At 53.6% G+C, this 15,534-nt stretch carries 8 protein-coding genes; 3 read left to right on the forward strand and 5 right to left on the reverse strand.

Annotation, left to right across the window (positions count from 1 at the left end; all coding sequences use genetic code 11):
• Window positions 1-43 precede the first annotated feature (43 nt).
• The 3 genes from GSQ86_RS13675 to GSQ86_RS13685 form a co-directional block, all read right to left on the reverse strand.
• Window positions 44-3,673, reverse strand: a complete 3,630-nt coding sequence (locus GSQ86_RS13675; protein WP_158750513.1) for a carboxypeptidase-like regulatory domain-containing protein — start codon at window positions 3,671-3,673, stop codon at window positions 44-46.
• 269 nt (window positions 3,674-3,942) lie between these two features.
• A complete protein-coding gene (locus GSQ86_RS13680; protein WP_158750514.1) occupies window positions 3,943-5,091 on the reverse strand; it encodes a tetratricopeptide repeat protein in 1,149 nt (382 codons plus the stop codon).
• Window positions 5,092-5,225: 134 nt separating this feature from the next.
• Window positions 5,226-8,822 carry a carboxypeptidase regulatory-like domain-containing protein gene (locus GSQ86_RS13685; RefSeq protein ID WP_158750515.1) on the reverse strand — a complete coding sequence of 1,199 codons (3,597 nt, stop codon included), beginning with the start codon at window positions 8,820-8,822 and terminating at the stop codon, window positions 5,226-5,228.
• Between the two features lie 364 nt (window positions 8,823-9,186).
• On the opposite strand from GSQ86_RS13685, the gene GSQ86_RS13690 reads away from it, so the two are divergent.
• Together GSQ86_RS13690 and GSQ86_RS13695 are read left to right on the forward strand one after the other, a co-directional pair.
• On the forward strand, window positions 9,187-10,710 hold the full coding sequence (locus tag GSQ86_RS13690) for a PD40 domain-containing protein (protein ID WP_158750516.1): 1,524 nt from the start codon (window positions 9,187-9,189) through the stop codon (window positions 10,708-10,710).
• A 164-nt stretch (window positions 10,711-10,874) separates the two neighbouring features.
• Window positions 10,875-12,275, forward strand: coding sequence for an AGE family epimerase/isomerase (locus GSQ86_RS13695; RefSeq protein ID WP_158750517.1), 1,401 nt, complete (start codon window positions 10,875-10,877; stop codon window positions 12,273-12,275).
• A 57-nt stretch (window positions 12,276-12,332) separates the two neighbouring features.
• Here the strand turns inward: GSQ86_RS13695 and GSQ86_RS13700 are convergent, their stop codons facing one another.
• Entirely contained in the window at window positions 12,333-13,709 is a 1,377-nt protein-coding gene (locus GSQ86_RS13700) for a mandelate racemase/muconate lactonizing enzyme family protein (RefSeq protein WP_158750518.1), read from the reverse strand.
• 141 nt (window positions 13,710-13,850) lie between these two features.
• Between GSQ86_RS13700 and GSQ86_RS13705 the strand changes: the two genes are divergently transcribed.
• Complete coding sequence (locus GSQ86_RS13705; protein WP_158750519.1) at window positions 13,851-14,675, forward strand: alpha/beta fold hydrolase; 825 nt, start codon at window positions 13,851-13,853, stop codon at window positions 14,673-14,675.
• Between the two features lie 60 nt (window positions 14,676-14,735).
• Here the strand turns inward: GSQ86_RS13705 and GSQ86_RS13710 are convergent, their stop codons facing one another.
• Window positions 14,736-15,416, reverse strand: a complete 681-nt coding sequence (locus GSQ86_RS13710; RefSeq protein ID WP_216841148.1) for an SGNH/GDSL hydrolase family protein — start codon at window positions 15,414-15,416, stop codon at window positions 14,736-14,738.
• Window positions 15,417-15,534: the final 118 nt, after the last annotated feature.

Below are 15,534 nucleotides of genomic sequence, written 5' to 3' on the forward strand. Positions count from 1 at the left end.
GGTGACATGGTAAAAGCTTTAGCCGCGAAGACTGGCTTCGCGCCTAAAACTCCAGACGACCGTAGAACTGGATCGTACGCGGTGTGCTTACTGATCCGTTCCACTGACCGAAGCCGGAGGCTCCTACAGTTGTGTTGAAGGCATACGACGCACCAGTATTCCCTCCCTGGTTGACGAAGTAATGGTTGTTCCATGCGTTGAAGAAGTTGGTGCCAAACTTGAAGTTAAGCCGCTCACCGAACCGGGTGTCCTTGGTTAAGGAGACATCGGTGTTCTTAAAGCTTGGCCCATAGATATTGGTCACGGGTGCGCCGTAGCCTGTGTAGCCGAACTGACTGAAGTTCGTCTCAAAGGCATCTTCGTTGATATATTGGCCATCGCCCTTGGATGGATTGAAGCCATTGCGGCCGTGGGGTAATACCTGTTTTCCGGGAATGATGCCCGGCAGACAGCCCTGACGGGTTTGGCCTATGACATTGCAGCTTGCGGAGTGAAATGAGAGCGGGATGCCAAACTCGTACCGGTAAATCGGACTCACCTTCCACCCTCCGGCAAAACCGGAAGCTATGCCGGAATTCAAATAGCGGTGATGGCTGCCCAGGGGCAGTTCATATACAAAAGCCAGCGAACCGACGATTGGCGTGTTGTCTTCTGAGAGGGCGCGCAGCCGCTTGATATCGAACGGAGAGAAGATGTTGTCTCCGCCGGAACCATCGTTGTTTGCCTGAGTCGTTTGTGACGCGTCGGTGATCAGCTTTGACCAGGTGAAAGAACCAAGGATGTACAAGCCGGCCTGGAAGCGGCGCTCCACGCGTGCCTGCAGCGAGTGGTAGATGGAATTTCCGTGCCCTTCATTGAGACCCTGCAGCGTACCGCAATATTGCGGAAAAGGCGTGAGCGCCTGCGCCAGCGTTGGATCGCAATTTTTGAGCCCGGTGCCGTAGCCGAGGAACGGCGGAGCGACATTGTTCTGCGCGAAGACAGTGGGACCGTCATAGCCGTCTGTCGCGATGGTGGCGTTGTAATTTGCCTTCAGCACCGTATCTAACAGCACCGTGCCGCCGGGACCGAGTACCGGGGTGGAAGCCAGCGTGTTGAAGGTTCCGGTAAATGGATTGACGACGTTGATGGGGCTCTTTTGCGATGGGAGGTGCGTACCCTTGGTACCCACATACGACGCACTGACGAAGAGGTTGCTCGGCAATTCACGCTCGATGGTGAGGTTCCATTGCGACGAGTAAGGGCGGTGGTTGGCATCACGCGGCCGGTACAACGGCGAGATACCGTTATCTGCGCCTGCACTGATGTCTGACGTTACCGCAGGAGCAAACGGTGCAAAGCCATTGTAGTTGAGATACATTTGCGGCTGTTGGCGGTTTCCAACCTGAATCTGCGAAACCTGCGCGGTTGTATTGAATCCGTCGAGACTCATGCCGCCGCCCCAACCCGGATAGAATGCCTGTCCGTAATAAACACCATATCCCGCACGGACCACCGTTTTGGGGTCTAGTGAGTAGGCTGCGCCTACGCGCGGCGAAATGTTATCGAGGACGAGCTCTTCCGGATACCGGGCGCCGTAGCTGGCGCTTCCGTACTTGTTTCCCGCAAACGCGAGACGGCCGAGAAGCGGCTGGCCGCCGGTGCTGACCGCATCAGGATTCTGGCCATCCGGGTCGAAGAATGACAGGTGGTCATTCTTCTCGATCGAAGGCGCGATGTAATCCCACCGCAAACCATAAGTCAGTGTCAGTTGCGGGTTCAAACGCCACGCATCGCCGACATGCGCGGCTGAGCCGAACTGCCGCGGATAGTTGCTGACCACGTTGTAATAGGTCACATTCGCATTCGAGGTCGCACCCAACTCGAAGGCCAACATGTCATTTCCGGAATTTGTGCCTGAAATGCCGGTCGTGCTCTGCGAGAAGGTGAAGGTGCCGGCCTGGTTGGTGGAGATGCGGCGGTTGCCACCGGCATTCCGCCATTCGTATCCCGCGGTCAGGGTGTGTTTTCCTATGACGCGGGTAAGGACATCGTTAAATGCCCAGGTTGGACGGGTGGTCAGGCTGTTACCGGAGGCATCGGTGTTGTTGCCGAGCTGATTGTACTGGCTGAAGTTGAACTGGGGCAGTCCACCGTTCGCGACACCCGCTACCTTGGGCAGGCTGGCGCCGGCATTCAGCGCATAGTACCCTTCGTTGCGATTCAGATAGCCAAAGGTCGCGTGGTTGGTCATGACGGGCGAGAAGGTGTGCTCCCAGTTGAGGCGTGCAATTGGAGCATTTTCAGGAACTGCGGGACTTGCCGTTGACAGGGCCTTGGGCAGGTAGCTGCCAAGGTTCGGCGCTGAATACTGACGCCAGTAAGTGAAGTAGAAGTGGTCGCTGTCCCTGAAGCTGAAATCTTCACGGGTCATATACACATTTTCAGCATTGGTTAGAGAACCCTGGCCGGCGGTTGGCGATAAGTAATTGTTCAATTCGCCACTGTTCGTGGGCGTCGGCATAGCAGCAATCCATGCCTGTGCAATTGGATCTTCAATCTTGGCAAAGGTCGCCGGATCGATAATATTGTTGGGGATCTGTTGACCGGAGTATGAATAGAGCGGATTGCCGGGATCGGTCACGATCGGATAATAAAGCGGAATGAGGTTGCCGCTTGCATCCTTCAGGTTGCTGAAGTTGCCTTGCCGGGCATTGAGCGATGCGATCGACAGCGTAGGCGCGACGGCTGCGCCGTGATCCTGAAACCCTTCCCAGTTGAAGTAAAAATATGCCTTTCGTGATGACGAGGCACCGTGCAGCCAGGGAAGCAGAATCGGGCCCCCGATATTGGCTCCGTAGTTATTTTCCTTATCCGGTACCCTACTGGTGCCGCCCCATTGAATTGCGTTCAGCGCATCGTTGCGGAAGTACTCGAATGCAGCGCCGTGAAACTGTTCGCCGCCGCCCTTGCTCTGGACAATCAGCTGTCCCGAAGTTGAAGACCCATATTGTGATGGATAATTTGCCGTAAGCACGTGGACTTCGCTTACCATGTCGGGCGACATCTGGAAGTCTTCATACAGCGAAACCATGCCACTCTGGTTCATGAAACCTTCGGTCATGGTCGCGCCGTCGAGTAGCGCTTCATCACCAGTGGTCAGACCGCCGTTGATACGGGCATTGTACGCATTGCCTGTTGATGCAGTGGAAACGCCGGGCAACATAATGGCCAGCCCGATTGCCGAACGGGGCATGCCCGAGATCGTCAGTGGCAGATCCTGCAGAGTCTGCGGAGCGATGCCGCCTTCCAGGGTGGGATTCTCGAAGTTAATCAGGGACACGTCACCATTGACGGTGACGGTCTCGTCGGCCTTGCCGACGGTCAGGTGAACGTCAGTACGAGCTACCTGGTTCACCGCGAGTTCGATGCCTGTCTGCACGACCGACTGGAAACCCTGAGCATTCACCGAAAGTGTGTATTTTCCGGGAGTTAGATTGCGGAACGTGTACTCGCCGGAGCCATTTGAAACGACATTCTGCTGGAATCCCGTAGCCAGATTGGTCAGGCTCAAATTTGCTGCCGGAACGATCGCGCCGCTTGAATCTGTGACGGTGCCGCTCAACGATGCATTTGTGTCCTGCGCGTAAATGAAACTGTTTACAGTAAACGGTATCATTATGAGAAAAAACAATACCAACCATCTTTTTTGAGCCAATACCTTGTTCAACAGCGTCGCCTCCTGATAGGTCATCCACGGAAAAGTTGTAGCTACAAATTTTTAAAACTTTTAAGCGCGATAATCTTTGTGACGCTTTGGCTCTGTCAAGAAAAAAATGTCTAATCAATAAACATGCGTATCCTAGCGTGGTCATACCACACGAATCGTGAGGAGAGGTCGGGCGGTTCGGCGACTTTTCGAATGGCTTCGAAGTTAACGGGTGGGATGAAACGATGGAGCCTTCAACGCTCGGTCGCGATGTGGGCGTCTTTCAAGGCGCGTCTTTCTGCGTCGATTGCAGTTGTATGGAGTTCCATGACGCGATGCATTGCGGCATCCGCACCTTTTGTGTCGCCCTCAAAGCGCAATGCCCTGGCGAGCAAGTAAGGCGCTGCTGAATCGTCGGGATTCATCTCCGCGGCCCGGCGCAGCAACGGTATGGCCTGATCTACATGGTGGAGTTGGAATTCAGCTTTGCCCATGTAGAAGTAGGTCGCCCAGGAATCGGGGGCAATGCTTTGCGCCTTCTGTAAATAGGAGATCCCTTCCTGGTAGCGTTCTGACTGCACCAGGAGAGCGCCCAGATAATACAGGGCATCTTCGTCCTGAGGATCAGCCTGGATTGCCTGATTCAGCTGCTTCTCCGCTTCCGCGTTTTCCTGAAGACTGATGTACACCTTGCCCAATTCGCGGTGGGCACCGGGAAAAGCCGGATCTGTGTGTAACACGGACCGAAAGGCGTTCTGCGCTTCAGGGAAGTTTCTGGCGTCGGCATAGGCCTTTCCCATGAGGAAGCCAGCTTGTGCGGGTGTCGCGGTGGAAAAAAGCCGTGTGAAGACATCCTGGGCCTGTTGTGACTGACCGGCTCGAGAATAAGCAACCCCAAGGAGATAGAGAGCCGCGGAGTCCTGGTCACCGACATCCGTCAATGGCTTCAATAAGCGAATACCTTCTTCACTGTGATCGCTATATGTAAGGCATGTCGCCAACAGCAAAGTGGCTTGATGGTTAGACGGATCCTGCTCACGCAACTGCTCGAAATATGGCGATGCGTGGGCATAGTCGTCCTGCTTCATATAAGCCAACCCGAGATTCAGTTGTGTCTCCTGCTGATGTGGGCTGATGCTCAAAACCTGTTTGTACATCTCAATCGCTTTGGTATAGCGGTGAGTTTTGGCATACAAGATGCCAAGATTAGCAAGCGCGCTGATGTTATGCGGATCCAGTTCGAGGACTTTGTGAAACCCTGCCTCCGCCTGCGCGTACTCGCCTGCATTCAGCGCTCGTACTGCTGACTCGAAGGTTTGTCTCGCTGTGTCCGAGGCCACACAGAACCCACCGGTCGATGAGAACAGCAGCGCGATTGCAAGAGCTAGTGTGCGAAAGTTCATGAAGAGCCGAGATACTGCGGACCACATGAGTGGAGGCGAATTTCCCTTCTGTATTTGAGAAGAGAGTATGACATATAAAAAGAGCTGGCCAGACTCATGTCGGATGAGCCTGGCCACCCAGAGTCAAGCGCGAGTTAGAAGTAGAACTTGCCTCCGATTTGTAATTGACGGGGATCACGCGCAGATGTGATCTGGCCGGAAGCTCCAGCGTTTGCGCCAGAGAAGGGCGTACCTGCCGTTGGCGCAGACAAGCTGTTATTGATGGTTCCCCACTGCGTGTGGTTGAAAACGTTGTAGCCTTCGAATCGCAACTGAATCCGCATGTTTTCAGTGAAATTGAAGTTCTTGAACAGAGACATGTTCCAGTTGTCGACCCCCGGTCCGTAAATCGTGTTGCGATGGAAGTTTCCGAAGCTGCCATTGGCCGGCGACGCAAACACTGCGGGGTTGAACCACTGGGGAAATTGTCCCGCGGGAACATCGTGATGGTGAGGAGTCAAAATCGTACCGCCCAGATAGTCAGGACGAATATGACCGAAACCCCCGTTTCCTAAGTTCCCGCTCGAAGTAAGATCGCAGGAGTCGCTCGTAGGGCTGTTGTTCGCGAGGCACGGCGAACCGCCCCAGAACGCTGTAACTCCTGACACCTCCCAGCCACCAACGGTAAGCTGCACGAGCTTATTAAAGCCTTTGAAATCGGAAAAGTTATAAACATATTGAAAGTTGAAGACACTGCGCCGATCGAAACCTGCAGGGGCATAAAACCTCTTCAGTTGCGTGTAGTCAGGAAAAACGTCGGCATCGTAGTCCACGTCATCCAAGTCGATCGCTTTTGACCACGTGTAGTCTGCGTTGAAGGTGAGCCTATTGCTGAATCTACGTGATACTTTGACCTGCAGGCCGTTGTAAGAGCTGCTGGCACCAAACTTGTTGTAGTGGATGGATGTGTAACCTTTGTAGGGCAAGATTGCCGCCGACACATTGTTCACCGTAGAAAGAATATTGGAACTTGTGGTGTAGCCCAGCGGTAACTGTTCTAATTCCTGGTTATACATCTGGTGACGGCTTGCGTTACCGACATAGCCCATGTCAAGAACGAGTTTGTAAGGCAACGCCTGTTGAATGCCAAGATTGTAACCATAGGTGGTCGGAATCTGACCCTCTCGATCCGCAGAAAGAATGCCGCCAGATGGCGTCAGAGGCGCTCCGTTGACCAGTGACGGAGAGATGTCGCCGATGTTGCCGCCGTAGATCGTTGGCGTGTAAACCTGGGGTGGATTGCTGATGCCCCCGAAGTTGAACGCGTTCTGCTGATAGCGCTCATAGAACAGGCCAAAACCGCCGCGAAGAGCGGTCGTGCCGTTTCCAAAAACGTCATATGCAAAACCAAGGCGTGGACCGAAGTTGTTCCAGCGATAGTTCAAGCCGCCCTTCGGCAACCCATTCGTTCCCTCCTGGACCATGCCGTTGTAAGGGTTTCCAGAACCGGTAATGATGGAGCCTTGCGTCGGCACCTGTCCCGGAATATTCGGCGCGGTATTGATCTGAACGGCAGCTCCCGGATCATAGAAGTTTGGCTCGAAATAATACTGGTAATAAGGCGCGACCGTATAAGTGGGACCGACGAATTCATAGCGCATACCATAGTCGATCGTGAGTTTCGGAGATACCTTCCAGGTGTCCTGAGCGTAGCCCTCATATTGGAAGAAATGGAAGTGGCCAAAGGCATAAATATCCGACTGGCTGACGGTCGTGTAGTTTCCGAGAAGCGTGTTCCCAATTCCCGAGTTGCTGTTATTAGGGTTCTGGTTGCTGGCTCCGAAGTTGATCGAAGGATTCTCCTGCCAGGTTCCCTCCTGACCGTTCTCATTCAGATCGGCAAAGAGACCAAATTTAATGACGTGGTTGCCCCAGACCTTAGTCACGTCGTCCGTCGCGACAACGGTATTGCCAGTAGAAGTCCATCCGGACGGAAAGGGCGAGATGTTAATGTAGCCATCGCCCGTATTGATATTCGGCGCGAGATCATGAGTGTTAGTCGATGGATAGATATCACTGAAAGTAAAGCCCACGGTGGACTTATCGTATAAATCTTTTGGAGTGCCAGGGACGATGTCGACCACCTGCGTCAGGTGAAGCCAGCCAACACTTGCTTCATTGGTCAGCGTAGGAGAAATTACATTTACCAAACTCCACGCGTAGCTCTTACCGGGCTTTTTGCGGTATTGAGGGAGCACGGGGAAGCTATTTCCCGAGAAAATGCCAAAACCCTGGCTCTCCTGCTGACGGTCATCCACATAGCGGAAGAAAGCATTCGCCTTCGGGCCAAAGTTGTAGTCGACACGCACCACGTATTGGTTCTTGTAGAACGTGTATGTGTCCTGGAAGTTGATCTGCTGTTCGTCACCGAATCCGTTATTAAAAGTCGGATGATTGAAGCTTCCCCGATAGCCCGGAGTAAAGTACTTAATCATCGCGGCATACTGACTGTTGAATTGCGAGGCCGGAATGATATTGCCGGAGTAGACCGTACCGGTCTTAATCTCCCCAATCGAGTCATACTGAACCGTACCCGGTACAAAGACCTGACCGTTCTGCACGAGGTTCCCACTCGTATCGTGAATTGGCGTGCAGGTTGAAGTCCCGTTGAAGTCGCACATGTTGCCCGGACGATAGGCGGGCGAGAGATCTGCTTCTCCGTTTGGAGTGCCAATGCCGAGCATGGAAGGTTGCGGCATGGTGTAATACGTGCCACCGCTCGGGCGGCTGGATCGCGTCCCTTCATAGTTAAAGAAGAAGAACGCTTTCTTGTCGCTTCGGGGTGAGATTTTCGGGATGGGGATGTAACCGCCAATATTGCCGCCGAACTGGTTGAATCTCAATACGGCTCTCGACGAACCCGCGTGATTGCTGAACCAGTCGTTGGCGTCGAAGACAGTATTGCGGTCGAACTCGTATGCAGTACCGTGAAAGCGCTGCCCGCCAGTCTTGGTATTCACGAGAATCATCACGCCCGGGCTGCGGCCGTATTCTGCATTGAAGTTGCCGGTAAGGGTTTTGAATTCACCCACAGCGTCAATGCTCAGATTTGTGTATTCGCCGTCATTGGCGCCCACGTCGGTATTGATTACACCGTCGAGAAAGAAGTTATTAGCAGTGCCGCGCATTCCGTCGACGTAGAAATCATCGGTCTGGTTGAAGACGAGCCGGAATTGCGATTGGTTATTTGTCACTACACCCGGCAACGTCGTCATCAGGGATTCAAAATCGCGTCCATTTAAAGGCTGTTCGACGACTTGTCGTTGATCGATGACTGCCGAGTTGTTTGAAGTTGCGGTATCAATTAAGGGCGTTGCTGTGCTCACGGTCACGGTCTGCGACGCCTGCCCGATGGTCATCTGCAACTGCCCTAAACCAAGACTTTGCTCTTCATCCAGCACCACGCCCGTGCGGTCCAACTCTTTCATGCCGGACGCGGTGATTATGATTTTGTAAGTGCCGGCGGGAATATTCAGCGCACGGAATGTGCCTGTACCATCAGCCGTAGTGTTGCGAGTCACGCTGCCGGTCGCCTGGTCGACAATCTGGACCTGGGCTCCAGGCATTGCGGCGCCGGAAGGATCGACGATTGTGCCAGTGATCAGGCCGGTCTGAGCTTGAAGCTTCGTTCCCGGTAAGAACAAAGCAAATAAAGCAAGCAAGGCAAATGATCCGACGATGCCTTCCTTCATGAGTTTGCGGGAGTTTCCTGGTTGTCTCTCACCGAAAGTTGTCGCACTATGGCAAGAAATCTGGTCACGGCTCAAGCTACCTTCGAGGCGTTTACATGCGGAATAAATGCTCTTCACTCGAAACATAAACATATCCTCTCTGCCAAAAGCCTTATCGATTCCAAGGTCAGTGAGCGCCGTGATTTACGCTGCGTTATGTTTTTTCGGGTGCATCCTGATATCGTTATCGGAATCGCGCAAGACAATATGCAATTCAGTGAACATTGTCAAGTTTATTCTGAATGTTTACCGACGATTCGGAACAGCGTTGCCTTTTGTGTTCATTACTGATAAACCGTTTGACTAAGCCAGAACGAGGTTCTCCATGCATTCCTGCTTTCTGCGGCGCACTTTCTGCACATGGGGCGCAATGCTCCTTTTATTGGCTGCGAGCGCTCACTCGGCAACACCAAACCTCGGTATTTTTCAGGATCATGGAGATGTAGGAACTGTGTTGCATCCGGGATCGGTAACATACGATCCGGTTTCAGAGAGTTACACCGTCAGCGGCAGCGGCGAGAACATGTGGTTTGGACAGGATGATTTCCACTACCTTTGGAAAAAGATTTCGGGAGATGTGTCCCTCACGGCCGATATCTCTTTCATTGGCCAGACTGGAAATAATCATCGCAAAGCCGTGCTGATGATCCGGCAAAGTTTAGATGGCAACTCACAGTCGGTGGATCTGGCGCTACACGGCGACGGCCTCACATCGCTTCAATACAGAGATGCTATCGGTGCTGATACACACGAGGTTCAATCCAATGTGTCTGCGCCGAGAACTGTGCGAATCGAAAAGCATGGGGCGTATTTCTACGCATTCGTTTCCGATAAAGATGGCGCGCTTCAGCCTGCCGGCGCTTCGACTAAGTTGTCTCTGACTGCGCCGTTTTATATCGGAATCGGTGTTTGTTCTCACGACAAAGATGTTAGAGAGAAGGCCATTTTCTCAAACGTGAAATTGGTGTCGCTGACAGCCACGCCCGGCAAATCGGTTTTATATAGCGCACTTGAAACCGTCACCGTTGCTTCAACTGATCGCCGTGTGGCGTATGTGGCGTCCGGTCATTTTGAAGCGCCGAACTGGTCTCGTGACGGATCATTCTTTCTCTTTAACAGCGAAGGCCGGATGCGCCGATTGGGTTTGAACGAGTCTGAGCCTGCGTTCATCTCAATCGATCCCCAGGATCGGTGCAATAACGATCATGGAATTTCGCCCGACGGACAATTCCTGGCAATCAGTTGCCAATCGGGAGGCAATCAGCAATCGTCTATTTTCATTTCGCCGATTGTTGGTGGGAAACCTCGACAGGTGACGGCCAACTCACCGTCTTATTGGCATGGATGGTCGCCGGATGGCAAGACGCTTGCTTTCACCGGTCAGCGAAATGGCAACTTCGATATCTACACGATTCCGGCGGCGGGCGGTGAAGAGACGAGACTGACGAAGGCCGAGGGACTTGATGACAGTCCTGAATATTCGCCTGACGGAGATTATATTTATTTCAATTCAGAACGCACCGGCCTGATGCAGATATGGCGCATGAAGAGTGATGGCAGCGGGCAGGAACAGGTGCTTTCCGATGATACGAATGACTGGTTTCCTCACATTTCACCAGACGGCAAGTGGATGGTATTTCTCTCATATGCAAAAGATGTGACCGGCCATCCTGCCGAGAAGGATGTCATGCTTCAACTAATGTCGATGGAAGACAAGAAAGTGCGGGTGCTGGCGAAGTTGTTCGGCGGCCAAGGGACCATCAATGTTCCATCGTGGTCACCCGACAGTCTTAAACTGGCATTTGTTAGCTATGAACTTCTACCAGAGGAAAGTGTCAGGCCAAAGTAATACTGGAAGGAACACGGCCAACCTTCCCCATTGGTTACGTTACCATTTTGTCTTTTACGAGTGGTCTGTTGCTTTCTGTCTACGATTGTTAGGGTCACTCCATATCGCGTCGAGTGTATCTGTCTTTCTGTATGTTATCGAGCACACTCGCAGGAGCTAGTTATATGATCCGGTTGCCCCGCATCTACTTCATCGCCATTATGCTTTCACTTGTTCCCGCGATGTTCGCACAGCGGCAGCTTTCTGCCATAGCGAAACCCGATATGATCGACTATCTGCCAGCGGGCAAATCCGCCTACCAGCACTTCGCCGTAGAGACAGAAAAGATGCTCCACGAGGATGTACTCGACGTCTGGTATCCGCGTTCTATCGACAACACTTATGGGGGCTTCAATGCCGATTTCGCCCGCGACTGGAGCCCACTCGCCAGCCAGGGTAAGTTCTCCGTCTTCCAAGGGCGTATGACCTGGGTGGCCGCGCAGGTTGTTCTCCGCCGCCCCTCTCTGCGCGAACAATATCTTTCCTATGTGCGACATGGGACCGACTATCTGGCGAATGTGATGTGGGACAAGAAGGATGGCGGCTTCTTCTGGGGCTTAGCTGATGACGGATCTATCTCACCGGTTTTCACTGATCACAAGCATCTCTACGGCATCAGCTTTTGCATTTACGGTCTTGCCGCCGCTTATCAGGCTACGCACGACGCACACGATCTGGAACTGGCACAACGCGCCTTCCGCTGGACCGACGAGCACGCGCATGACGCAAAGAATGGCGGCTACTTTGAATGGCTCACGCGAGACGGCACACCAGTGCAGGCCGAACCTTACGCGGCTACCGTCGCCACTGTGCCGCCCGGAGGCTTTCCTGTCGGCTACAAGTCGATGAACACTCACATTCACTTACTCGAATCCTTCACCGAATTGCTCCGTGTCTGGCCGGATGCAACGCTTCGAGCGCGTGTCGTTGAACTTCAGCACCTGGTGCGCGACGTCATTACAGTTGAACCGGGCGCCATGAATCTTTACTTCACCAACGCCTGGCAGGCTGTGCCTGAATATGACTCGTATGGCCACGATGCCGAAGTGACTTATCTCATCGACGAGGCTGCCGACGTGCTGGCTCAAGCAGGTTCGCCATTATCCGCATCCGAACGCGAACGCAATGACAAAGTCGGACGGTTGCTGATGGATCACGCGCTTGCTTATGGCTGGGATGAGGCACACGGTGGGCTTTATCACTCTGGCCCTTTCATCGGCAAACCGAATGATTTGCTAAAGGAGTGGTGGGTACAGATGGAGTCGTTGAATACTCTGCTGCTCCTGCATGAGCGCTACGGCCGCACGACAGACGTTTACTGGAAAGCTTTTCAGCTGCAGTGGCACTGGATACAGCACTACCAGGTGGATCATCAGTTCCACGGCGAGTACGAACTTATCAAGGCCGACGGCACACCGGTCTCGCCCGTCAAGGGAAAGATGTGGAAGGCCGCTTATCACGAATCCCGGGCGCTGATGAATGTCAATGAGCGCCTTCAGCGACTCGCGAACGCTGCGCCACAATAAGTTGCCTCGAGATGTTCAGGAGCGGAATTTCAGCTGATAACTCTGCCGCTACTAAACCTAACTAAAGGTGGCGTCGTCCCAGGATTGTTTGTCATCCCACATAGGCGTCGGTTCAAAATAACCTGTGCCGGGTTTCAGATGCCGCTTCACCTCATCATCGTTCAAGGTAATTCCCAGTCCAGGCGCATCGGGAACTTTGATGAAGCCCTTGTTGATGATTGGCTTATCGATTCCGGTCACCAGATCCTGCCAGAATGGCACGTCGAGTGAGTGGTTCTCAAGCGCGAGAAAGTTGCGCGTAGCTGCCGCACAATGGACTGCTGCCATGCAGCCTACAGGCGTGCCCGCATAGTGCATTGCCATCGGCACACCGTAGCGGAAGGCCATGTCACCGATTTTGTGGGTTCGAAGAATACCTCCGGAGGTGCCGATATCCGGATGGATCTTGTCCACGGCATGGTTCTTGCATAGATTTTCGAAATCAGTAAATTCGTAGATATCCTCACCGGTGAGCGTAGGCGTAGGACTGGCATCGGTGATCTCTTTCCAGAGATCGGTGTAATACCAGGGAATCAAATCTTCCATCCATTCCAGATTGAACTTCTCATACGCCTTGCCAAGGCGAATGGCAGACTTCACACCGACATGTCCAAGGTGATCCATCGACAACGGCATGTCATAGCCGATCGCATCGCGCACCGCAGCCACATACTCGCAAAGCCGGTCGATGCCTTTGTCGGTGATCTCAGTGGCAATAAACGGATGAGGCTGACTGCGCTGTTCCCACTGGCTAAGGCCGGATGGCTGCATCACTGTGTTTGGAATTCCGTCGAGGGTATCGATGCCGAGATCCATCTTCATCCATGTAAGCCCCATCGCCTTGCGTTCTTTTGCACGCCGTCCATACTCCTGCGGATCTTTTGATTCCGTCGTATCGGCGTAGATGCGAACCGTATCGCGCCACTTGCCACCGAGCATCTGGTAGACCGGACAGTTGTAGACTTTTCCGGCGATGTCCCAAAGCGCCATTTCCACAGCACTGACGCCGCCTGCCTGCCGGGAGACTCCGCCAAACTGGGCGATCTTTTCAAAGAGAAAGTCGATGTTCAGTGGATTCTCACCCACAACGCGGCTCTTCAGCACCATCGCGTACTGCGGACCTGCGATATCGCGCACTTCACCCAAACCATATACGCCCTGGTTGGTATCGATGCGGATCAGAACGCAGGGGCTCGGTCCTGGCTTAACGACCACGGCATAACGCATATCGGTGATCTTCAGAGTCGACGGACTGGAATTTAGATTGACATTCCTGACTGCCTGTTCAGCCGTCGCCTTTTGGGAGGACTGCCCTACGAGGCCACCCGCCAGGAGTGCCGCAGAGGATTTCAGAACGTGACGACGACTGAGCTTCCATCTGTTGCTGCTGAACATCTTCATTTCTCCCTTCAGACTCAACCTGACCAAGATAACCCTAAAATGGCGATATTGCTGGCGCAGACTATCTGGTCAATGTCTATAACGCAGGTGTGGTTTAATTGGTGGGCATCACTACCCAACTACAAAGGAGCGGAGATGCCCACCATTACAACCAAAGACGGCGTTGAGATTTTCTACAAGGACTGGGGTTCAGGTCAACCCATTGTGTTCAGCCATGGCTGGCCGTTGTCGGCCGATGATTGGGACGCGCAGTTGCTGTTCTTCCTGGGTCATGGCTATCGCGTAATCGCCCATGACCGCCGCGGTCACGGGCGCTCCACACAGACTGGCGATGGTCACGATATGGATCACTATGCCGATGACCTGGCCGCTCTTACAGCTCATCTCGATTTGAAAGACGCCATCCATGTCGGCCATTCGACCGGCGGCGGTGAGGTGGCGCGCTACCTGGGCCGCCATGGCGAAAGCCGGGTAGCCAAGGCAGCGCTTATCAGCGCAGTGCCACCCCTCATGCTGAAGACGGCGGCCAACCCGGTCGGCCTTCCCAAGGAAGTGTTCGATGATTTGCAGGCTCAACTCGCAGCCAACCGCACGCAGTTCTATCGCGATCTGCCCACCGGACCGTTCTATGGATACAACCGACCAGGAGTAAAATCCTCGGAGGCCGTGATCGAAAATTGGTGGCGTCAGGGGATGATGGGCGGCGCAAAGGCGCACTATGACGGCATCGTGGCCTTTTCCCAGACAGATTTCACAGAAGACCTCAAGAAGATCACGATTCCGGTATTAGTTATGCATAGCGAAGACGACCAGATCGTTCCCTATGTCGCTGCCGGACCGCTGTCTGCAAAGTTGTTGAAGAATGGAACTCTGAAAACTTATAAGGACTTTCCGCATGGCATGCCGACGACCCAGGCGGAAACGATCAATGCGGATCTGTTGGCGTTCCTCAAGGGTTGAGGATATTGGCTGGCTTGCTATCAATAGATGGCGGCCAGCCATAAGCGCCAAAGGCGGCGGCTATTGTGGCGCTGTCGCCCCCTGGGCATCAGGCCAGAAGGTGCTCGCCGTCTGCAGCCATGCCTGCATCATGAGCCAGTGACCGGCGTATGTGGGATGAACGCCGTCCCAGCTCCAGTGGTCAGCCGGAGCCCGTTGCAATGCGGTATCAAAAACATCCTGATATCGGACGAACGGCAGATGATACTTCGCAGCCAGCCTTTCGACCACGGCTTGTCGCTTTCTCACCTCAGCCAGTTCTGCCGCGTAATTGACCTGATGCTTGCCGACTGGCAGTAGGAACGGCTGCCCAAGCACAATCTTCACATGTGGAAGAGCGGTCATAGTTTGCGCCAGCAACTTGTCATATGCCTGCTCGTATTCCTCGAACGTCTCTCCTTTCGGGCCCACGTAGAGTGTGTCGTTAATCCCTACCAGAATACTGAGCAGATTTGGTTTTAGTGCCAGCGTATCGGATTGCCAACGCGCCGCCAGATCCAAGACACGATCTCCGCTGACGCCGCGGTTGATGAAGTTCAGGTGCCGTTCCGGATATTCCGCACCAATCTTTGCGGCCAGAATGTATGCATAATCCTGGCCCATGATGTGGTTGTAATCTTCCGCTTCGCGCCATCTTCCTCCTTCTGTAATGGAATCGCCCTGGAAAACGATCACGTCCTCCTGATGAAAGAACGGGAGCATTGTCTGTCCCCAGAGAGGAACGGAACTCAATAACATCCATAACGTGATTCTCGAAAAGATCTTCATCCCGGTCGCTCGCGAACTGATTTTGTTTTCTCACGCTCGTTGCCGTGGAGCG

It is taken from the genome of Acidobacterium sp. S8 (genome assembly GCF_009765985.1).
Classification (GTDB): Bacteria; Acidobacteriota; Terriglobia; order Terriglobales; family Acidobacteriaceae; genus Alloacidobacterium.